This window comes from Nitrospira sp., from assembly GCA_016715825.1.
GTDB lineage: Bacteria > Nitrospirota > Nitrospiria > Nitrospirales > Nitrospiraceae > Nitrospira_D.
On sequence record JADJXO010000001.1, the window covers coordinates 867265 to 887911 of the forward strand.

The following is a 20647-nucleotide window of genomic DNA, read 5'->3' on the forward strand; positions in this document are numbered from 1 at the left end:
AAGACTATTGCCCCACACAGAATGTGCCAATGTGCATGCGGCAGGTTTCCGAAATGAGCCTCAATTCGAACCGCCAGTTCCAACCAGCCAAACTCCGAGACCTTTTCAGGCGCTATCAGATCGGCGAACACTTCGATGAAATGTTCGAAGCCCCGGAACGACTTCGGCCGCACTATCGCCAGTTATATGAGCAACTTCAGGCACTCTCGGTCGGCGAACTCGCCCAGTATCAAGAGCTGGCCGCCAGAGCTTTTTTAGATCAGGGAATTACATTTACGGTGTACGGAGACGCACAGGAAACGGAACGCATTTTCCCCTTTGACCTTCTGCCTCGTATCATTCCTAACAGCGAATGGCGACACATAGAGCAGGGTATCCGACAACGGATTCAAGCGCTCAACGCGTTCTTATTCGATGTCTATGGCGAGCAGCGCATTCTGCGCGAGGGGATTATCCCTCGTGAGCTTGTTGAAGGTGCGTCAGGTTTTCAACAGGAGTTCGTTGGATTCAGACCTCCGCGCGATCTGTATATTCATATCGCCGGCATTGATCTTGTTCGGAATCAGGACGGCACATACCTCGTTCTGGAAGACAATCTGCGGACTCCATCGGGTATCTCATATGTCTTGGAAACTCGTGAGATTATGAAGCGTGTCTTTCCGAGTTTATTCAAGCAAATGCGAATCAGGCCGGTCGATCACTATCCGAATCAGTTGCTGGAAAATCTTCGTTATCTTGCACCGGACATTCGCGAGAATCCCACCGTGGTCCTGCTGACACCAGGGGTAAATAATTCCGCCTATTTCGAGCATTCGTTCCTGGCGCTTCAAATGGGGATCGAGCTTGTGGAGGGTCGGGATTTGATCGTGGAGTCCGATCGAGTCTATATGAAAACGACTCAAGGATTGCAGCAAGTGGATGTCATTTATCGACGAGTGGATGATAGGTTTTTGGACCCAGAAGTCTTTCATCGCGACTCACTGTTGGGAGTACCGGGTCTCATGCGGGCCTACCATGCCGGACACGTGGCCTTAGCCAACGCAATCGGCAATGGCGTGGCAGACGATAAGGCCATCTATGCCTACGTACCGCAGATGATTGCCTTCTATTTGAGTGAAACTCCCGTGCTCCCCAACGTCGATACCTATCTCTGCAGTCGAGAGGGGGATCTCAGGTATGTGCTCGATCACCTTCCCTCTCTCGTGGTGAAAGCCGTGAATGAATCGGGTGGGTATGGCATGTTGATGGGGCCGGCCTCCACCAAAGCTGAACAGGAAGAGTTTCGAACGCGTATCCGTCACAATCCCAGAAACTACATCGCGCAGCCGATCGTGTCGTTATCGAGATTACCCTGTCTCACGGACAACCATTCCGGTGATTTCGAGTTTGCCGGACGCCATATCGATCTACGACCCTTCGTGCTCTCCGGTAAGGACATTACGCTCTCACTGGGCGGACTCACACGCGTGGCCTTGCAGGAGGGCTCCCTCGTCGTGAACTCTTCCCAAGGCGGGGGCAGTAAAGGAACCTGGGTCCTCTATGGAGAAGACTGACGATCCATGCTGAGCCGAACTGCAGAATCGTGTTTTTGGATCGCCCGCTATACGGAACGCGCCGAGTACACGGCCAGGCTGATCAACGTCCATTATCAGTTGTTGCTGGGAAGCTCCAACCAACACGATCAGAACACAATTTGGCGATGGTATCTGGAGAGCACCGGACAGCTCTCGTTGTACGAGGAACGGAGACAGCCTCTTGAAACGATGACGGTACTGCAATTCCTGACGCTTGATGCCGGCAATCCCAACGCCCTGGTCAACTTGATCAGCGCCGCCAGAGAAAATGCACGTGGCATTCAGGATCAGTTGTCCAGCGAAGTGTGGCACCATATCAACCGGATGCATTTGGCGTGGAGAACGTATACACCTGGGATCATCGCCGCCACACCGCATCGACTGCTGACCGAGGTTCAAGACACCTGTTACACGCTTCACGGCATCATGGCCAGTACGATGCTCCACGATGAAGGGTGGACGTTTTACCGTCTCGGGAAGGATATCGAGCGCGCGAACCATACGGCTCGCCTGCTCGTCCATCCAATCCTTCTTCAGATGTCCCCGGAGTCAACGGAATTGTCTGCTCTCCATCAATGCGTGGCCATCTTGAAGTCGGCGAGCGCCTACGAGGCCTACAGAAAAGTCTCACGCTCAGTAGTCCTGCCGGAAAAAATCGTCGAGTTCTTGTTGCTGAATCAATATTTCCCACGGTCTGTTCGGTTCTGCGCCCGAGGACTCCGTCAACATATCGAACGGCTGATGGACAAGTCATCCCGAGTGGGGGATCGTGAACCAGCCCGCCTGATCGGGCAGATGGCTGCTGACTTGGACTTCGCGACATTGGAAGAAATCCATGAGATCGGACTGGAATCGTTTCTCACCGAGGTCTTGCGACAGCTTGATCGCATTACGATGGCGGTGGCGCGCACCTATTTCAGGTCCGGGAACACTGAAGATGTGAGAATGTCGAGTCCACGGCGTCATCTGTGGTTGGAGCATCACGAGGCAACGGTTCACCACGTGAAAGCCTTACTCTCGGCACGCATCCAATTCACGTACACCTATGACGCGCCGGTGACGAATGTCAGGACCATCATGCGTGTGGCTCCCCATCAACATTATGGGAACCAGCGACGACTCGATGTCCGGTGGCATATGGATCCTCCGGCCGATTATCGGCATTACACCGACGCATTTGGAAATCTTGTGTGGCAGATGGATCATGCGCGAGTCGAAAAAGAAATTGCCTGTACCGTCGACATGCGTGTTGAAACACAAACCGGCTACCTCACAGACGGGTCGCTGGGAATGCAGGGCACCGATCCCCTCGATACCGATTGCACGGTCGCGTCTGCAGAGTTCACCAGATTCACCCATCTGGTCGACCGGTCTGAAGTCCTGGTGCGTCTCAGCGAACGGCTGCGGGGAGGCGGAGGCTCACCGGGCAAGCTCGCAGAAGCCATCCTTCATCAGGTGCATGCGGCCTTGCGTTATGAGCCAGGACGGACACATGTCGGAACAACAGCCTCTGAGGCCATGGCCTTAGGGTCAGGGGTCTGCCAAGATTACACCCACGTGATGCTGACGCTCTGCCGTTTAGCCGGCCTACCTGCTCGGTACGTGTCAGGTCTTCTCCCAGGCGAAGGGCAAATGCACGCCTGGGTTGAAGTGCTGATACCCGGCTCAGGACAGAAACTTCCCATGTGGGTCGGGTACGATCCAACCCATCAACGACGCTGCGATGAGCGGTACATCACCGTCGCCGTCGGACGCGACTACCAGGATATTGCCCCGACGAGCGGCTATTACGAAGGCGACGCCAACAACCGTCTCGACATGGCGGTCTCGGTGACCTTGGAGTCTCATGGCCCGATGGAACGGTGGATCAGCAGCCACGGTCAAGCCACCGCGTCAACATCCTATCCGGACGAACAACAACAGCAGTGATTGTATTTCGGTCGAAGGATTTACCGCAGGCGTGCACGCCTAGACGCTGTACCGGTGTGCGACGCTTTACCTCGGTATTCGCGTCTATTTGCCTCGTCTTAATTTGACCGTGAACGCGCCGACACCTCGTGTAATGATCACCTGCCTGGCTCGGCTTACTCGGCCGACTTCTTGAAACAGTTCGCTCCAGGTGATTTCAGGGTATCGAGCAATGAGGAGTTCACACTCACACTCAGGAAAGCCCTGGAATACGGCCAGGATTCGCTCGGTGATTGGCCTGGTGAGAGGCATCGGCGATTCCGCCTGGGAATGGCTGCGTCCGGTGAAGTGTGAGGGGCACTCGGCGTGGGAACGCGGAGACTTGGGAATCGGCCAGGAAAAAGCCGAACACGAGAGGGATGAGACGGTCAGCGTGCTGCAACGTCGTGGGAACATGCGACGTGGTCTTGAGCTGATCCGTTAAGCGAGGTGGAAGCCTCCAGCTCGATGCTGTCTGTCGTGCGTAAGGCCATCAGGTCCGACACATGGGCGCTGGGAGAGGACCCGTCTCGGTTTCGATGATCGGGACCTTGTGCGGAGTTTCTTGCCGTCAGCCCTTCAATCGCAGAAATTCCACGTGAATAGTCTGGGCGCCGTCGGCAATCCAGGCATGTCCGTCTTGAATCGTCCATTGTAGCTGCATGGTCGGTCGTGCCATCCTGGCCAAGGCACGAACGCTCTCCATCGGGAGCAGCGTCACAGCCAGATTCTTCAGCCGGTCGAGCGATTGCTTCTGGTTGGCCCACCATACCTCCGCACTGCGGGCTCCATACGCATAGACGATGACCTGTTTGGAGCGGCCACAGGCCTGACGCAGGAGCTTGTCGTCAGGCTGGCCGATCTCAATCCAGCAGTCGATGGCTCCGGTCAAATCACGTTGCCACAAGGCCGGTTCATCTTCTGTGCTCACCCCGCGGCCGAACGACAAGGCCTCGTCCGCATTGAGCGCGAAGGCCAGCACTCGTACCATCAGGCGTTCCTCGGTTTCAGACGGATGGCGTGCCAACGTGAGGGGATGGTCCTGGAAATACTGACGATCCATATCGGCGATCTGTAGCACTGCTTTATAGATGGTTGCGTTCGAAGCCATAGAGCCGGGCCTGGGGGTTAGGGGAGTTCCGCGACGAACATCTGTTCAATGCGTTTGCGCGCCCAGGGCGTCTTACGGAGGAACGTCAGACTCGACTGGATCGTCGGGTGATGACGAAAGCAGCGAATGGGCACCCGAGCGCCCAGTGTCGCCCATCCGTGCCGTGCGACCAAGGTCGTCACAATGGCTTCCAATGTGATCCCGTGCAAGGGATCCCGAGGATGAGCGATGGCGTGCGGTTGGTGCATGGATGAAGTGGGCCTGCGCGAGATCCTCAGAAAGAGGAAAACAATAAGGCGATTCCAGACGGTGTTTCCTGGCCCTTATTGAGCAGACCAGGATTGAACCGGCACGGTCGAGATCGCATTTTGTGGCGAGCCCTCGATCACGCGATCGCTGTAGACGAGGTAAATATAAGTCTGGCGTTTCTTGTCAAAAAATCTGACCACTTGGAGTTTCTTAAAAATCAAAGATCGACTCTCACTGAAGACCCGTTCTCCTTCTTTCAGCTCGCCTACAACCCGAATCGGACCGACTTGCCGACAAGCAATGGAGGCATCGGACGTTTCCTCTGCCAATCCGACCATTCCTTTGAAGCCGCCCTTTCTTGATCGACTCAGGTGACAAGTGATGCCTTCTATTTTCGGATCGTCAAACGCTTCGACCACAATCTTGTGATCCGGCCCAAAGAATTTGAATTTCGTATCGACACTGCCGATTTCCTCAGACTGACTCGCCGAAACAATAGTTGCGCAGCAGAGCAGCGTGGCCACCCATATGTTTATCTTCATCTACCTAGTCTCCCGTCATGGACTAACACGATAATCGTGTACCGTATAACTCGGAGATGCTCGAACGCAAGAGCGTCGTCGCCTGAAGATGTTGGATCACAATCCCTGATTCGTATTCTCCTCGTATCCTTGCGCTGCACGGCCGCTGATCTAGTCGCATGCCTGAAACTGGGATTGCTGGCAGCGCCGTGCCATTTCTTCCGCTTGCTCGATCTGTGCAGCGGTCATCTTTGAGCTCAGAACGTCTCGGCGTTTCAACGCGGCCTCTCCTTCATCGCCAGGTACGAGAGCGCCGGCGAGTTGGTACCACATGAACGCACGTACCAAGTCTTTCCGAACACCCCGTCCTCTCTCGTAGATCAGACCCAGGTTGTTCTGCGGGCCAGGATACCCCTGGGCCGCCGCTTTACGAAACCACGCCACTGCCATTTGGTAGTCCTGTCGGACGCCCCGTCCTCGGTCATGCATCACGCCCAGATAGAACTGCGCTGAGGCTACTCCTTGCTCCGCCAGAGGACCGAAGAGGCGAGCCGCCTTGGTATACTCACCACGCTCATAGGCAAATTCCGCTTCTTCAATCGAACCCGCCGCCACAACGGACGGTGCACCTGCCGCACAAGTCAAAACCACAAGGAGTACAGGGGAATACCACCGCATCGATCACCAGCCTTCCTTTCACCAGAATCGTTACACCATCAAGCCTGTTCCGATCAGTCTACTGTAAAGTTGGAGACCAATTCATCATTGCTCAAGCAATGGGAGGGGAGGTGGACCGGATAAAGCAGTGTCGGCAGGAGATGTCGGATCGCAGGAGTTATCACTCAACTCCTATAGAAGTGAATCACTGCTGGCAATGCAGTTCAACCCCTGGGCAACTGTGGTAACAACGTGTTGCATCAAGTGGGAGCGTTCGCGGGCGAGAGCTGATTGCATATCTCCCTCTTAGGTCAGAATGGTTTCGGCCTGTACCCATGATCGTGGCCCGACTCGTCCTCATGTCTGGCTCTCGCGCGCTGCTCTTGTTCACACTCAACACGCCGACGCTCCTCCATGATCATGTGATCGAGCTCGGCCATGTGCTGCGCGGCAAAGGCTGTGACCGCTGTTCGCTCATCTGTCAGCCAGCGCGTTAGTGACTCCTGCTTAACCCGCCAGGCATTCGCCAACCCAAATTCCCCGGAGCGGGCGCCTGGGCTATTGAGGATGGTCCGGACTTCGTCCATTTTTCGAGAGTCCTGTGGGAAATGTGCCACAATCTCTTTCAAGACGTCATCAATCGAGGTCGAACCAAGATAGTTCTGAAGAAGTGCGAGGGTGAAATCTATCTCCAGGTCGCGACCAGTCTTCACAAACTCGGCAAGCGCGGCCGCGAACTCAGACGTGCAGGTGGGGAACGCTCTGCCGAGTAGGCTGCCTCCACGAAAGCGAAATTCCGCTTGGTCCTGAGCGAACCACGCCAGTCCCTTCTTGATGGCGAGTCGTGGATCGTTCGCGAGCACCGGTTCCAATCCTTGGAACTCAAACGGGATCAGCTCACCCTGTGCATCGTCTCCGGTATCAGTCTCCTTCAGGAGTCGAGCCACCACAAGCTCGCTCAATCGTTGCCGTTCCGTCTCTCGGACTCGAACAAACACGAGTCCGGCGGTGCTCTCATCGACCCACTGGACATCGGCCCCATCAATCATCAAGGCCCACTCCAAGCCGGGCGCCGCGATGCGAAGCTCAAGTGAGAGGCCTGGCAACATGAGGAGCGGGCTCTCCAGTCGGCACCCGTTCTGTGAAAGATCGAGCAACATGCCCGTTCCTTCGGACTCCACGGAGCCGGTCATCATCGTGGGAAAGCGCACTCTAACTCGGGGTTCAGTTCGTTGATCCTCAACCTTCCCATTCATGACTGATCGAGACTCCTCTTTTTCATCAATTGAACCATCTTTTCCATCCCTCTCAAAAGGAAACAGAGGCGAGGGTACCTGTCCTTGTCGCCTGATTGATCAACAGGACATGATTTGTTCAGAGACACATTATCCCGCGCAGGGATGTCAACCGGCAACAGCCCTTCACCTGGAATACAGCGGGTCAAGAATCGCGGCTGCGAACAGGGGGGAAAGATATGAGGTGTGAGCTCTCAGAGAGTCAAATGAGGACGGCGAGCTATGCCGGAACTTCAACGAAGTCGCTACATATCTGCTATGGGAAAAGACTCTCGTGATTGGCCTCTCAGACGGTTCAGGACATGGCAGACGAGAACACCGGCAACCAGTTGGGTATAGCGTGGCACGAGGAATCTTGGGGAGGGATTAGGGATCTCACTTCAGAGCAGCAGCCAACCGGATGGTGTAGATCCCCACACCTCGCGTAATCGTAATCTCCCCAATTCGGCTTAAACGAGAGACTTCGGCATTGAGTTCATTCCAGGTAAATTGGGGTAAACGGGTCACCAGGCTTTCGAATTCGTGTTCGGCAGCACCTTGCAGCAATTCAAGAACCCGACTGGTAATAGGCCTCTGCTGTTCCATCGCACTGCCTCCTTGTTCGAATTGACTCCTATGCGGACATGAGTCAGACGGTCTCTCCGAAGATGCGTCGAACACTCCCCATGTTGGAACGGCGACGTCCGAATGATCGCTCGACTGCGAGAGGCTGACAAGCACCAAAGATGAGTCAGATGGCGTGGCTAAAACGACTCGTCTCTATGCTACGCGTTACGATGGAACGGGGTCAAGCCATCATGCCGGCAAAGAAAGGCATCGTCCTTGTATGGTGCTGAAGGCAAGACTGATCGTTCATTCCTGAGTCAGACCTCGTTCACAGGCAGATTCGCCCTGTTGTGTGATTTCGAGTCGGCAGACAGTCTGCCGTCATCGTGTGTGACGAGCGCTGAGAAACGTCCGTACCAGTTCAGTCTGGTCTGCCTCCAATTCTTCTCGTGAGCGGGGTGGAACAATCTGAATTGCGTTCTGAGACCACGTGTCGCTCCAGATCCGCATCTGCGGGCGGCGTGCGACTTGAATCTCTTCAACCAAGTAGAGTCCCCGTTCATAGAGAACATATCCTGGACACTGGTCGCCGAGTGGGTATTGAAGGAGTTCAAGACTCAGATCCACTATGCTCGAATCGGCTAAGTCGGAGGGGGAGGTGATTCCCTCCAAGGCAAGTTGCCGTACCACCGCAGCCTTCAGCCCGGACGACCATGGCCCGGCTAAGACCGACACTCGGATTATACGGAGGTCACCAAGTCTACGATCTTGATGAGAGGGCGCAGCGTCAGAGGGGAGGGGCGTGGAGTACTGTTCCTGCGACGGCGCAGCACGATTCGCCATTTGGTAGTCGGTGATGAATTGTGTGACGAGTCTGTCCAAGTCCTCGTCCAGGTGTTGCGCTGTGACCGCGTCTTGGACTTCGGGCTGTGATGAAGACACCCACGTCGTATCCTGATACACCACTCCCGTCCTCGGAGCGGTGACCAGTTCAGTGAGTTCCAAGGATGGAGCGTACAGCACTTTCCCTGGACAGATACGTTCAAGAGTCCTCGGATTGAGCGTCAACGTCAGCAGGGCCGGAGATGGTTCCTGTGAGGAACCGGACCCTCGCAGGGAAAGTCCAGCTCGGGAGAAATGCCTCATCGCACGATGGCGCAAGGGCTCCTGTAAAGCAGAAGGAGCGATAACGATCAATCGAATGCCCGTGAGATCGAGCTGCTCGGTCGTCTTCATATAGGCCGTCGTGCCGGCCAGGCAGGTTGTTGACAGTACAACCAGCAATAGGGTGAAAAGATAGGAGGCTGCGGGAGCGGTGAGGCGGCCATGCATGCCGTATAACCCTAGCACGCTGTCGTGTAAGCGGCCTCAAGAAACAGAAAAACTGGGATTTGGCCCAATGAGGTGACAGGGCGTAGCGGCTTCGCGCTGGATCAGCATCGTCGTACGGACGGGTGCGAGGGAGAGGTGAATTCATGGTACAAGAGGACGTTCCTCCGTTCCCGCCCTTGCATCTCAATCTTTGGCCCTCGTACAATAACTTGCCGTTGTAACTCATTGTCATAACAGACTGTTTAGGGTCGCTTCGCGGTCGGGCGAAGAAAGGACCAGTTCTTCATGAAAGTCGAGTATTCGAAGGGCAATCGAGCCTCCAAGGAGCTAATTCTCCTCAATCGCCAACAGTTCGAAGCCTCCAGCGAACGGAAGAGGAAGGTGATGCTGATCTTCCCGCCCGATTGGTTTCCGTCTGAACCTTATCTTTCCTTACCATCCCTCACTGCCGTTCTCCGCCAGGCGGGACACGCCGTCATTCAAAAAGACATCAACTGCGAGATGTGGGACTGGTACTTCAGCGAGGACTTCCTGAAAAAAATCCTCCGTCGAGTCCCGCAGCAACTCGACCGCCTACGGAAGCTTTCAAAGAAGCGAGAATTGAGCGAAGCCGAGATGGAGGTGCAGCTCAGGCTCTGCGATATCACCCACCACCGGATGGCAGAGTTGATCCAGAATGCTCAAGCTTCAAAGCGTATTATCAGAAGCGAACAGTTCTATGATATCGACAAGTTAGAGTGGTCTCTTCAGGTGTTTCGTGAAGTCATGTCGGTTATTTCGCTCGTCTATTTTCCAGCGCGAATTTGCATGCCCCCGATGGAGACGAATCTCTCCTACAAAGTCTTTGTCTCGTCCGAGATCATGGATGCGATACACGATACGCAGGTCAACATCTATCGGGATGTGTTCGAGTATCTGGTGAAGCCGGCGATCGAAGCGGAACAGCCGGACGTGATCGGGATTTCGATCGTGCTTCAGCAGCAGATGTTTTCCACGATGACGTTTTGTGCCCTTATCAAGCAACACTTTCCGCATATCCACATCACGATCGGCGGCAATACGGTGACTCGGCTTCGCGACGTGCTCCCGCAGTCGCCCTTGTTTCAGTACTTCGACAGTGCGGTTGTCTATGAAGGGGAGACGGCTTTTGTCCAGCTAGTATCGGCGGTAGGGGCCAAGCGGAGCCTGGCTGAGGTCCCCAACGCAATCTATAAGGATGAGACAGGGGTCCATACGTCGACGACGAGTTATGCCGAAGACTTGGCAACTCTGCCGCCGCCGGACTTCGACGGCCTCCCGCTTGAGAAGTATTTCGTGCCGACGAAGATTCTGCCCTATCTGGCAACACGCGGCTGTTACTGGGGGCGCTGCGAGTTCTGTGACCATGGCGAGGGGTATACGGCAGGGTATCGATCAAAGAAGATTCAGGATGCCCTCGCGGACATTCAATTTCTGCGAGACAAATATAGCACCAGGCATTTTCATTTCACCGACGAGTCCTATCCGCCGGCGCTGTTTCGAAAACTCACGCGAGGATTAATCGAGAGCCGGATGGGCATCCATTGGACGACTCATATGCGATTCGAGAAGAGCCTCCTTGATGAGCAGGTCTGGCAGGAGGCGAAGGGGTCTGGGTGCAAATATCTCCACTTCGGCTATGAGTCCGGCGTGGAGAGGGTGCTACAGCTCATGGACAAGGCCACGACAACGGAGGTGATGACGAAACACCTCACGCTCACGGCACAGGCGGGGATCTGGAACCACTGTATGGGTTTTTTTGGTTTTCCTGGGGAGACAAAAGAAGAAGCCTGGCAGTCAGTGCAGTTTCTCGAACAGAACAAGGACCATGTGCACTCGCTCGGGTTCGGCACGTTTGATCTCGGACGGCACAATCCGGTGGCGAAGCATCCTGAGAGGTGGGGCGTCACGGCCTACAAGAATCCGGAGTGGGACTTGGCACTGGATTATTACTACACCGTCAAGAACGGGATGAGTATCGAAGAGGCTGAGCGGGTCTTCGAGCAATTCGAGCGACACCACAATCCGGGCTGGGATCTGCGTCTCTATATTCGGGAATATATCTTCCTCTATATCTCAAGATTTGGGTTAGAAAAACTGGCTGATCTCCAGTTCCAATCAGTTAAGACGACCGGGGTGACTCCCACGCTTGCGGGAAAGATGTCGTAATCGAGGAGAGATGACGACCATGAGCAGTAACGGACTTGTTCAAATAGACGGGTTGGTTCCGATCAAGAAGGAAGATCGGAAGAAGTCCAAGGTCATGCTCCTGTTCCCGCCGGAGTGGGTGCCGACGGCGCCGTACCTCGCGTTACCTTCGCTCACCGCCGTCTTGCGGCAAGCCGGGCATACGGTCATCCAGCGAGACATCAACATCGGCATGTGGGACCACTTCTTCAGCATGGACTTCCTGATCTGGGTGAAGGCACGGATAGGGATGCAGCTTCGATCACTACAGGATAGAGAGAAGACAGGTGTGCTTGGGTTTCTGACCGAGCGCGATATTGATCAGAAGGCCCTGCTCGAGCAGGCCGATACCGTCGACGTGTTTGATCTTGCAGAGCGAGTGGAAGATGCCAAACGGATCGTGCGCGGCGAGCGGTTCTATGATGCGGAATTGCTGGAAGGAGCGCTCAACACATTCCGCGAGACGATGACCTATATCTCCGCCGCCTACTTTCCAGCTTCGCTCGTCTTCTATCCGATGGAAAGCAATCTTGGCTATCGACCCGGAGTCTCGAAAGAAGTCTTTGCCTGCTTAGAAGATGAACAGGTGAACGTCTATCGAGATCTCTGCAATCAGTTGGTCATGCCGGAGATCGCAAAAGAGAAACCGGACGTGGTCGGTATTTCTATCGGCACACAGATGCAGCTGCTGGCCGGCCTGACCTTCGCCAAGATGATCAAGGAGACCTTTCCAGACATTCACCTCGTGGTGGGCGGCAATGTCATAACCAGACTCCATGAAGACCTACTTCATCACGAGAGGTTTTTCACTGAAGTCTTTGATTCAGCTATTCTCTATGAAGGTGAACACGCGCTGCTCTGGCTCATTGAAGCCTTGAACGGCCAGCGCCCGCTCAGCTCTGTCCCGAACTTGATCTATCGAAATGACTCGGGTCTTCATCGGAACTCTGAGGTCTACACTGAAAAAACAACGGCGCTGCCCCTGCCGGATTTCGAGGGGATGCCGCTTGATCGCTACTTTGTCCCCGAACTCATCATCCCCTACCTGGCGACGCGCGGTTGCTACTGGGGACGCTGTACCTTTTGTGACCATGGACAGGGGTACTTCGATCAATACCGTGGGATGCCTGCTCAGTTGGTCATCGATCAGATCAAGGTGCTACGAGATAAATACCAGTGCCGGCACTTCTTGTTTAGTGACGAATCTTATCCGCCGGCGTTGTTCAAAAAAGTCTCTCAGTTGCTGGTTGATCAGAACGTTGGGATCAAGTGGACGACGCTGATTCGATTCGAAGAAACGCTCCAAGACCAAGCGACCTGGGATCTTGCCGCCCGGGCAGGCTGTTGCACACTCTATTATGGAATGGAGTCCGCCAATGAACGCGTGTTGAATCTAATGGACAAACACGCTCGGAAACATGTCATCGAACGGAACCTCCAGATGGCATCGAAGTCTGGGATCTGGAACCATGTCATGGCGTTTTACGGGTTTCCGGGAGAAACGCTCGAGGAAGCGATGGAAACACGGCAATTCGTCCTTGACCATCAGCCGGTGATTCATTCGCTGGAACTCTTCTATTTCGTGGCGTACCGGCACACGCCGATGGTACGCCATCCGGAGCAATTCGGAATTACGATTCATACGCAGGAAGAATACGATCTCCCACTCGACTACTACTATACCCTCAACGATCCCAGCACACTCTCGTGCCTCGATGCCATGCAGCTGTGCGAAGAATTCTACAACCGCGATTTTCATCCATGGGCCGTGCGAGTGAACTCGCGGGAGCACGTGTTCCTCTACATTTCCAAGTTTGGGACGAACCAGTTGCCACAAATTTATGCCCGACAGACACAGCCGGTTGGATCTCGGGAAGGGGTCTCAGGCCTGGTGACATGGCCGGTGGCGCAGTCCCAAGGAGACGAGGGGATGTCGCGCGTCACCAGCCACGATGTTGAGTGACGATCAGTGTGCCGCGTCATCGGGAACGAACACCGCGGACACCAGAGCGAATGCGGCTTCGACGGTCCGCGTCATTTCTTCGGCCTTCCGGTACTGTTCCATGTAGTGCTTGGGATTGTTCGTGAGGCCGGCATAACGTGAGGGGTTCCAGTTATAGAGCTGGACGCGCCTCGCCCGTTCCAAGTCTTGAGAGGTGATCGGAAGTGTGAGGTGTAGCACCTCCAAGGCATGGGCGATGTCTTGTTCGGTGATGTGATCCACGAGGCGAGTTTGACAAAGTCGGATCGACCTGTCAAAGGATGTCGGAGATCTTCTTGCTCCGCCGACTGGATCACTGCGTAACGGAAGGGACCAACGAGGAGTGATATGACCGAGCACCGCTCACTACAGTTCTATCAAGCCGACGTCTTCACGAACCAACCGTTCGGCGGCAATCCCGTCGCCGTCTTTCCTGATGCCGAGGGGTTGAACGACGACCAATTACAACGGATTGCGCGGGAGATGAATCTCTCGGAGACCGTGTTCGTCTTTCCGCCGACTGACCCTGCCGCGGTTGCGCGGTTGCGCATTTTCACCCCGACCCAGGAAATTCCCTTTGCCGGTCATCCCGTAATCGGGACGTTTTATGTTCTGGCCCATCTCAAGCGGATCTCCGTCACGGACGGCATTACCCGCGTGACGCAGGAATGTAACATCGGCCTATTCCCCATCGAGGTTCATTCCGAGCAGGGAGCTGTGGTGCGAATCGTCATGGCTCAGCCCAAACCAGAATTCCTTGAGCCGATCACGGCCGTAGACGAGCTCTATCTGATCGCTGCCGCACTAGGCATACCCAAACACGTGATTGCCGATGCAAAATGGCCGCTCCAAGTCGTCTCAACAGGTTTGCCGGTCTTGATCGTGCCGGTTCGAACATTAACGGCTGCACGGTCGATCAACCCCGATGCGTCGGCCATCATCAAGGTCTGCGAGCGCTTTGGCGCCAACGGCATGATGGTCTTCACGACGGTAACGGTTGAGTCATTTGCGTCGGTCCATGCACGGATGTTTGCACCAAAGATCGGGATCTTGGAGGATCCGGCAACCGGGAGCGCCGGGGGAGCGCTGGGGGCCTATCTGGTCCAAAACGGGGTGGTGGAGGTCGGCCCTACAACGGAGATCTTGATCGAGCAGGGGTATGAGATCGACCGTCCGTCTCGAATTCTTGTGCAGGTCAAATCGGAAGACGATGTCATTCAAGGCGTCACGGTCGGCGGGCAGTGCGTCTTGGTTGTAGAGGGAATGTTACGGTTTTGAACCTGCGGGCAAGGAGAGTGTGAACAGATGAAGGTCGTGTTGTTTCGTGAGCATGGTGGGCCCGACAAGTTGTCGTATGAAGACTTGCCCATGCCCCAGATCGGTCCACAGGAAGTGTTGATTCGGGTCAAAGCCTGCGCGCTCAACCACCTCGATATTTGGATCCGTCAGGGGAATCCTGCCTATTCCATCCCCTTACCCCACGTCGGCGGCTCAGACGTCTCGGGCATTGTTGAACAAGTCGGCACTCAGGTCGAAGGGGTGTCCCTCGATGCCCGTGTCTTTGTCTCACCGGGAATCAGTTGTTGGCAGTGCGAATACTGCCTCGCTGGCCGGGACAACATGTGCCGGAGTTATCATCTTCTTGGCACCAAGACGCATGGGGGCTATGCCGAATACGTGAAGGTGCCATTTCGGAATATCCTTCAGATGCCCGAGAATCTGACATTTGAACAGGCCGCAGCTTTTCCACTCGTGTCCGTCACCGCGTCCCATATGTTGTTTCCACTCGCCGGTCTTCAGCATGGCGAAACCGTACTCGTGATGGGGGCGGGGAGCGGGGTCGGGATGATGGCGGTCCAACTAGCCAAATTGGCCGGGTCTCGGGTGCTGGCCACAGTCGGCAGCGACGACAAGGTGCCCAAGGGCGTCGTCCTGGGAGCTGATGCGGTGATTAATCACACCCGAGAGAAGGTGTCCGACCGTGTTCGGATGCTGACGGAAGGACGAGGCGTCGATGTGGTCATTGAACACATTGGTCCGGAGGTCTGGACGAGTTGTCTAGACTCACTCGCGAGAGGCGGACGGCTGATCACCTGTGGGGCGACGACCGGCGCCGAGGTCACATTGAACCTACGCGATCTCTACTCTCGTCAACTGACGGTCAAGGGATCCTATATGGGCACGCGTGCAGAACTAGCCAAGGCCGCGGAGCTCATAGGGCAGGGACGATTAATGGTTGTCGTCGATCGTATCTTCCCACTTCGAGAGGCCCGTGCAGCTCAGGAGCTGATGCTCAGCCGGAAGTTTTTCGGTAAGATCGTGCTGGCCTGCTAATCGGGTATCGTTCAACATCGATGGTGAGCAGAGACGTTTCTGTTCAGCACCGGCTTTTGAGCCCTCATGCGCTTCTATGCTACCCTGTGGTTTATTAGTCAGAGCGAGGCCGGCGTTCTTCTGAGGAATTCATTTCAACTCATAAGGAGGAAGCAATGCCTACCGTGGCACAGATTGCGACAAAACGTCCCAAGTCGATCGGTCCCAAGACCTCGATTGCCAGCGCGGCCAAGACCATGCGCCAAGCGCGAGTCGGCTCGCTCTTCGTGAAGAAGGGTCGGAAGATGGTCGGCATCGTGACCGACACGGACATTGTGCGGCAAGCCGTGGCAACCGGTAAACCGCTGGGGAAACTGACCGTTGAAAAGATCATGACCGCACCGATCTGCACTATTGAGGGGAACCAGAGCGTCGATGACGCACAGGACATGATGGCCGATCTGGGCGTGCGTCATCTCGGCGTGACAAAGAACGGCGACATCACAGGCGTGGTGTCTGTTCGTGACCTCTTGTCCTTCTATAAACGGTATGCCCAATCGAAGATTTCTGATGAGATGGGGTACTCTGAGCCAAAGATCTCACAAGATTAGACAAGACCATGGCAGTGAGTGCTGCGGTTGGGGAACCCAACACTCACTGCAGTAGGTGGCGATCACTTACTTGGTGAGTTCTCCGACCAGATGCCCAAGCTCGGGGAGAATGAGCTTCTGCATGGCGAGGCGGACGGCATTTTCTGAACCTGGAATAGAGAATACGACGCGGTCCTTCACGATACCCGCTGTTGCTCGACTCATAATGGCAGACGACCCAATCTCCTGATAGGTCAAGAGGCGAAAGATTTCTCCAAATCCGCTGAGCCGCTTTTCCAATAATCCGTCGATCGCCTCAAACGTAGAATCTCGCCTGGAAATGCCGGTTCCACCATTGACGATGACCGCCCGAATCGCGTCGTTGGCGGTACCGAGGGTGATTTGAAATAAGATCTGCCCAGGTTCGTCCTTCACCACATGATAACTGACGACGCTGTGGCCTTGCTCTCTGAGAAGCTTCTGAATCAGCTGACCACTGGCATCACTGTCGGGCGTGCGGGTATCGCTGCAGGTGATGATCATGCACCCGATTGAGGCCGGTGCATGGCTTTTGTGTTCTTGATGAGTTGGTGTTGTCATGTTGGGATGGAAATGTCGGTTAGTGATTGACCGTCATGCCTCACCGTCGATCAACAGACGGATCGTAGTTCCTATTTCCATACAGCATCAGGATTTAATTGAGCAGCTGGTGTTCCCTTCGCCACATGTTCATCGAGAATCGTGGCGACGTCGGTTTCCGTGACTTTAGAATACCATGTGTTGTCCGGATACACCACGACCGTGGGACCTTGCTCGCATGGCCCAAGACATCCTGTGGCACTGACCAATACTTCTCCGGGTGGAACAGCACGTTGCATCAACCCCATATTAAAAGCCATGAGCAACTGGGAAGCGCCAGCCGATCCACATGACGGCTTGGGATGTCCAGGAGGGCGGGAATTTGTGCACACGAGTATATGATACTTAGGTTTTGGCATAGTCTCCTCAATAAATTTGGTACGTAACCGTTTCCACGATCTGTCTATCGTGGTCTATACGACTCCCATTGTTGAATGACTTCCTCCGGAAACTTCCACTGTTTGAGGCCCTTCAATACCCAATCCAAATAGTGGTCTTTGGGTTTGAACTTGCCGATTGGCTTTGCCGCATAGGTGGTCACCAGTTCCTTTTCTCCACCCTCGGTCGAGACGGTGACTTGCAGATGGCGATAGGCTCCCTGGGGCACATCCTGTTCGAACTGATCCATGATCGCGACGTCTTCATCCGTCAGTTCAAACACGCCACCCCAGGTCTTTTCACCCACCGAGTGGACGACACTGGCGAGCCCACACCGCCACTGTGACGACCATCGGCAAAACTTTACCGTGTGGTCGGCCAAGGTCGCCAGGTGCAGGAACCGATGTTCCGGGGCTCGTCGTGTGAGTTGCGAGGTATTAAGAAGATCGCCGTACAAAAAGAACTTCATGCATTTGACTCAGCTGTAACCGACCACCACATTCATGTGTGGCTACTTGTAACACACCGCCTTTTCACCAGACAAGCACCAGACCTCTCGCTTATCGGGAACGCCTGCCCGCGACATTGACATGGCGTCCCAGCCTTCCTAAGATGCCAGACGTCCATACGGAGATCGGGCCTGACGTACAACCACATCCTGCATGGCGAGCACGAGACACTCCCAAGACCTTTCATGAATCGCATCATCCACTACGCGGTTGTGTGTGTTGTTATCTTGGGTGCGCTCTACTATGCGTGGACGACTTTGCCATCTGGAGCCCCATTACCTGAGCCGCAGGAAGCCGAAGCGTTAGCCTTGGTGAAAAATCACCCGGCGATCGGATATCCGACGATCGGGCAGGCCATGGAAGAGCATGTCCGTGCGATGAAAGCACGAGGGCAGGGAGTCCGTCTGGGAGCATGGCGAGTGAAACATGTCGAGGGAGATATTTTTGAAATTCGTATCCAGCTTCGTGACCAAGGGGTCCGGGGGCAGTGGTTCGAGCGGGAATTCATATGGCATGCCCACCTTGAACTCAAGAAAGTTAACGCCGCCTCGTTGCCGGCAGATGGAGTCACTCCGAAAGCGCCAGATCCCGAATCTCCCGCTTCACCCATACCACCCGGTCTCTCGACAAGCTAAACCGGCTCTCGTAGAGATGGTGGAATGGCGATCTGAATGTCGTCCCCTTGAACACGCACCTCGCAACACGTCACCTGGAAATTAGGATTTCCCACTCGTTCCCCGGAGGTCACGTCGAATTTCCATCCGTGCCAGGGACATTCGACCACCCTTTCGCACAAATTGCCTTCTCCGAGCGGACCACCCGCATGAGGGCAACTGTTATCGATCGCATAAAATAGTCCGTCCACGTTAAAGAGAGCGATCCAGATTCCGTCGACCGCGACGGTGCGTCCAGTGCCGGGCGGAATTTCGTGCCTGCGGGCGACTCTAACGAAATCATTCATGGTCGTGACGTCTCCATTGGTTTGCTAGAAACAGCGCCGGAAGGCGTGGTTGCTTGATTTCAACGCTACCTTATGGCATAGAATTATCAATTGATAGTCCAACCCTGCGGAAACACTCCGTGATTGCTATGGAGGCCCCTCTCGGGGATGCGGTTCCTGCATGGAAATGACCCTCCTACTTAACGCGACCTACGAACCTCTGCGGGTCGTCCATTGGCAAAAAGCGATCGCGCTCCTGTGGCAAGGGAAAGTTGAAGTCCTGGAAGTGTACGACCGGGAAATCCACGGGATTTCGCTGTCCATCAAGCTGCCCGCTGTGATGCGGCTGCTGAAACTGGTCAAGTTAAAAGACAGCCATCGCGCCGTCAAGTTTTCACGTATCAATATTTTTACCCGAGATGGGTACTGTTGCCAATACTGCAATCGCAAGTTTCGAACCGAAGAACTCACCTTTGATCATGTCGTGCCGATCGCAAAGGGAGGGAAGAAGACGTGGGAGAACATCGTGACCGCCTGTTGGCGCTGCAACAACCGCAAAAGTGGACGGACTCCTGAAGAAGCCAACATGAAGTTGAAGAAGCGCCCGATGAAACCTCGTTGGAGCCCCGTCATTACCATCACGATTGGCATTCGCAATACACCGGAAAGCTGGCGTGATTATCTCTATTGGAACATGGAGTTGGACGCGGATTCAGCCGAGACGTAATTTTCTTCCTTTCCCGTCTCATCCACCATCACGGTTCGTTCGAGACGATTCTCCTTGGGCATCTGAATTCCCTCTTGCATGATGGCGCTCATTCTCAGATACTGAGCCTGTCTGTTGAACATGAGAAAAGGGGAGTCTCGTTCATGGCTGCCAACCCTGGGTTTCCGCTCGTCCTAGACGTCAAAGGCTGGCCTGTTGTCGTCATCGGTGGGGATGAGGAGGCTGCGGAGAAATCCCAACGTCTCCTGGATTCTGGAGCACGAGTCACCGTCATCAGTCCAACGCTGAATGAACCACTGCGCCATCTCGCAGCATCAGGCAAGATCATCCATCGTGGTCGTTTTTTTCGCGATGCAGACCTGGAACATGCGATTCTGATGCTCAACACGATTCGTGGCGATCGCGATTTTGCGCAGATGCTTCTGGCTCAATCTCGAGAGAAAGGAGTCCTGCTCTGGTCTGTCGACTACCCAGAGGCAAGCAGTGTCACGATGCCGGCGGTGGTGGCCGCAGGTCATGTCCGCATCGCCATCAGTACAAGCGGGATGGCTCCGGCTCTTTCAGGGTTCATGAAGGAGGATCTTGAACATATCCTGGATACGGAATTTATTGAGTTTGTGGAATGGCTGGGGCAGCTGCGTGAACAGGCCAAAGTCGATGAACCGGATGCCGAGAAACGCCGCGCACTCCTCCACGAGGCATTAGACGGATTTCGATTCCTCGGTCGTGTACACTATCCCAAAGTCTGGTTGGACAAACGATCCCAGCCTGCGACAGATCTACAATCTCATACTGATACACAATAGGAGCGCCGATGGTTCTACTGGAATTCAGCATGTCGCCGTTAGGAAAGAGTGAGAGTGTCGGAAAGTATGTCGCCCGCTCGCTGGACATTATCGATAAGAGTGGAGTGTCCTATCGACTGAATCCCATGGGAACCGTCTTGGAAGGGGACTGGGAACAGGTATTCTCGGTGGTGCAAACATGCTATGAGCGGATGAAAAAAGATTGTAACCGTATCTCATGCACGATCAAAGTCGACTATCGCAAAGGCCATTCCGGCCGTCTTCAGAGTAAGATGGCCAGCATTGAGAAGACGCTGAAACGAAGAGTGAAACGATAGCTGCTGCCAT

At 54.8% G+C, this 20647-nt stretch carries 24 protein-coding genes; 12 read left to right on the forward strand and 12 right to left on the reverse strand.

Features of this window, described 5'->3' with window-relative positions:
- Positions 1-53 precede the first annotated feature (53 nt).
- The 3 genes from IPM58_04220 (at position 54) to IPM58_04230 (ending at position 3966) form a co-directional block, all read left to right on the forward strand.
- Positions 54-1553: a circularly permuted type 2 ATP-grasp protein gene (locus IPM58_04220; GenBank protein ID MBK9306296.1), complete on the forward strand. Its 1500-nt coding sequence runs from the start codon at positions 54-56 to the stop codon at positions 1551-1553.
- A gap of 6 nt (positions 1554-1559) precedes the next feature.
- On the forward strand, positions 1560-3503 hold the full coding sequence (locus IPM58_04225; protein ID MBK9306297.1) for an alpha-E domain-containing protein: 1944 nt from the start codon (positions 1560-1562) through the stop codon (positions 3501-3503).
- A gap of 268 nt (positions 3504-3771) precedes the next feature.
- A complete protein-coding gene (locus IPM58_04230) occupies positions 3772-3966 on the forward strand; it encodes a hypothetical protein (protein MBK9306298.1) in 195 nt (64 codons plus the stop codon).
- A gap of 126 nt (positions 3967-4092) precedes the next feature.
- Here the strand turns inward: IPM58_04230 and IPM58_04235 are convergent, their stop codons facing one another.
- The 7 genes from IPM58_04235 to IPM58_04265 form a co-directional block, all read right to left on the reverse strand.
- Complete coding sequence (locus IPM58_04235) at positions 4093-4632, reverse strand: YaeQ family protein (GenBank protein MBK9306299.1); 540 nt, start codon at positions 4630-4632, stop codon at positions 4093-4095.
- 17 nt (positions 4633-4649) lie between these two features.
- Positions 4650-4880 (reverse strand): DUF2132 domain-containing protein, encoded by a 231-nt coding sequence (locus tag IPM58_04240; protein ID MBK9306300.1) that lies wholly within the window; start codon positions 4878-4880, stop codon positions 4650-4652.
- A 75-nt stretch (positions 4881-4955) separates the two neighbouring features.
- Complete coding sequence (locus IPM58_04245; protein MBK9306301.1) at positions 4956-5423, reverse strand: CreA family protein; 468 nt, start codon at positions 5421-5423, stop codon at positions 4956-4958.
- 150 nt (positions 5424-5573) lie between these two features.
- Positions 5574-6080, reverse strand: coding sequence for a sel1 repeat family protein (locus tag IPM58_04250; protein ID MBK9306302.1), 507 nt, complete (start codon positions 6078-6080; stop codon positions 5574-5576).
- 290 nt (positions 6081-6370) lie between these two features.
- Positions 6371-7315, reverse strand: coding sequence for a PilZ domain-containing protein (locus IPM58_04255; GenBank protein MBK9306303.1), 945 nt, complete (start codon positions 7313-7315; stop codon positions 6371-6373).
- Between the two features lie 414 nt (positions 7316-7729).
- Positions 7730-7939, reverse strand: coding sequence for a hypothetical protein (locus IPM58_04260; GenBank protein MBK9306304.1), 210 nt, complete (start codon positions 7937-7939; stop codon positions 7730-7732).
- 342 nt (positions 7940-8281) lie between these two features.
- Positions 8282-9232 (reverse strand): hypothetical protein, encoded by a 951-nt coding sequence (locus IPM58_04265; protein ID MBK9306305.1) that lies wholly within the window; start codon positions 9230-9232, stop codon positions 8282-8284.
- 285 nt (positions 9233-9517) lie between these two features.
- On the opposite strand from IPM58_04265, the gene IPM58_04270 reads away from it, so the two are divergent.
- Together IPM58_04270 and IPM58_04275 are read left to right on the forward strand one after the other, a co-directional pair.
- Positions 9518-11419 carry a cobalamin-dependent protein gene (locus IPM58_04270; protein ID MBK9306306.1) on the forward strand — a complete coding sequence of 634 codons (1902 nt, stop codon included), beginning with the start codon at positions 9518-9520 and terminating at the stop codon, positions 11417-11419.
- 19 nt (positions 11420-11438) lie between these two features.
- Positions 11439-13400: a radical SAM protein gene (locus tag IPM58_04275; protein ID MBK9306307.1), complete on the forward strand. Its 1962-nt coding sequence runs from the start codon at positions 11439-11441 to the stop codon at positions 13398-13400.
- A gap of 3 nt (positions 13401-13403) precedes the next feature.
- Here IPM58_04275 and IPM58_04280 read toward each other — a convergent pair whose 3' ends face one another.
- A complete protein-coding gene (locus IPM58_04280) occupies positions 13404-13652 on the reverse strand; it encodes a hypothetical protein (protein MBK9306308.1) in 249 nt (82 codons plus the stop codon).
- Positions 13653-13766: 114 nt separating this feature from the next.
- Here IPM58_04280 and IPM58_04285 point away from each other — a divergent pair, with 114 nt between their 5' ends.
- The 3 genes from IPM58_04285 (at position 13767) to IPM58_04295 (ending at position 16342) form a co-directional block, all read left to right on the forward strand.
- Positions 13767-14696 carry a PhzF family phenazine biosynthesis protein gene (locus tag IPM58_04285; GenBank protein ID MBK9306309.1) on the forward strand — a complete coding sequence of 310 codons (930 nt, stop codon included), beginning with the start codon at positions 13767-13769 and terminating at the stop codon, positions 14694-14696.
- 27 nt (positions 14697-14723) lie between these two features.
- The gene (locus tag IPM58_04290) at positions 14724-15752 is read left to right on the forward strand and encodes a zinc-binding dehydrogenase (protein ID MBK9306310.1); all 1029 of its coding nucleotides are present in this window, start codon (positions 14724-14726) and stop codon (positions 15750-15752) included.
- A 155-nt stretch (positions 15753-15907) separates the two neighbouring features.
- Positions 15908-16342: a CBS domain-containing protein gene (locus IPM58_04295; GenBank protein MBK9306311.1), complete on the forward strand. Its 435-nt coding sequence runs from the start codon at positions 15908-15910 to the stop codon at positions 16340-16342.
- A 66-nt stretch (positions 16343-16408) separates the two neighbouring features.
- Here the strand turns inward: IPM58_04295 and IPM58_04300 are convergent, their stop codons facing one another.
- The 3 genes from IPM58_04300 to IPM58_04310 all read right to left on the reverse strand — a co-directional run bounded on the left by IPM58_04300 (position 16409) and on the right by IPM58_04310 (position 17807).
- On the reverse strand, positions 16409-16921 hold the full coding sequence (locus IPM58_04300) for a MogA/MoaB family molybdenum cofactor biosynthesis protein (protein MBK9306312.1): 513 nt from the start codon (positions 16919-16921) through the stop codon (positions 16409-16411).
- Positions 16922-16992: 71 nt separating this feature from the next.
- Positions 16993-17319: a (2Fe-2S) ferredoxin domain-containing protein gene (locus tag IPM58_04305; protein MBK9306313.1), complete on the reverse strand. Its 327-nt coding sequence runs from the start codon at positions 17317-17319 to the stop codon at positions 16993-16995.
- A 44-nt stretch (positions 17320-17363) separates the two neighbouring features.
- Positions 17364-17807, reverse strand: a complete 444-nt coding sequence (locus tag IPM58_04310) for a gamma-glutamylcyclotransferase (GenBank protein MBK9306314.1) — start codon at positions 17805-17807, stop codon at positions 17364-17366.
- 225 nt (positions 17808-18032) lie between these two features.
- Here IPM58_04310 and IPM58_04315 point away from each other — a divergent pair, with 225 nt between their 5' ends.
- The gene (locus tag IPM58_04315) at positions 18033-18482 is read left to right on the forward strand and encodes a hypothetical protein (GenBank protein MBK9306315.1); all 450 of its coding nucleotides are present in this window, start codon (positions 18033-18035) and stop codon (positions 18480-18482) included.
- Here the strand turns inward: IPM58_04315 and IPM58_04320 are convergent.
- Positions 18479-18808: a Rieske 2Fe-2S domain-containing protein gene (locus IPM58_04320; GenBank protein MBK9306316.1), complete on the reverse strand. Its 330-nt coding sequence runs from the start codon at positions 18806-18808 to the stop codon at positions 18479-18481. The genes IPM58_04315 and IPM58_04320 overlap by 4 nt on opposite strands.
- A gap of 160 nt (positions 18809-18968) precedes the next feature.
- Here IPM58_04320 and IPM58_04325 point away from each other — a divergent pair, with 160 nt between their 5' ends.
- From IPM58_04325 to IPM58_04335, 3 genes are all read left to right on the forward strand, one after another.
- Complete coding sequence (locus IPM58_04325; GenBank protein ID MBK9306317.1) at positions 18969-19514, forward strand: HNH endonuclease; 546 nt, start codon at positions 18969-18971, stop codon at positions 19512-19514.
- 143 nt (positions 19515-19657) lie between these two features.
- Positions 19658-20320, forward strand: coding sequence for a bifunctional precorrin-2 dehydrogenase/sirohydrochlorin ferrochelatase (locus tag IPM58_04330; protein ID MBK9306318.1), 663 nt, complete (start codon positions 19658-19660; stop codon positions 20318-20320).
- An 8-nt stretch (positions 20321-20328) separates the two neighbouring features.
- A complete protein-coding gene (locus IPM58_04335; protein MBK9306319.1) occupies positions 20329-20637 on the forward strand; it encodes an MTH1187 family thiamine-binding protein in 309 nt (102 codons plus the stop codon).
- The last annotated feature ends 10 nt before the right edge of the window (positions 20638-20647 follow it).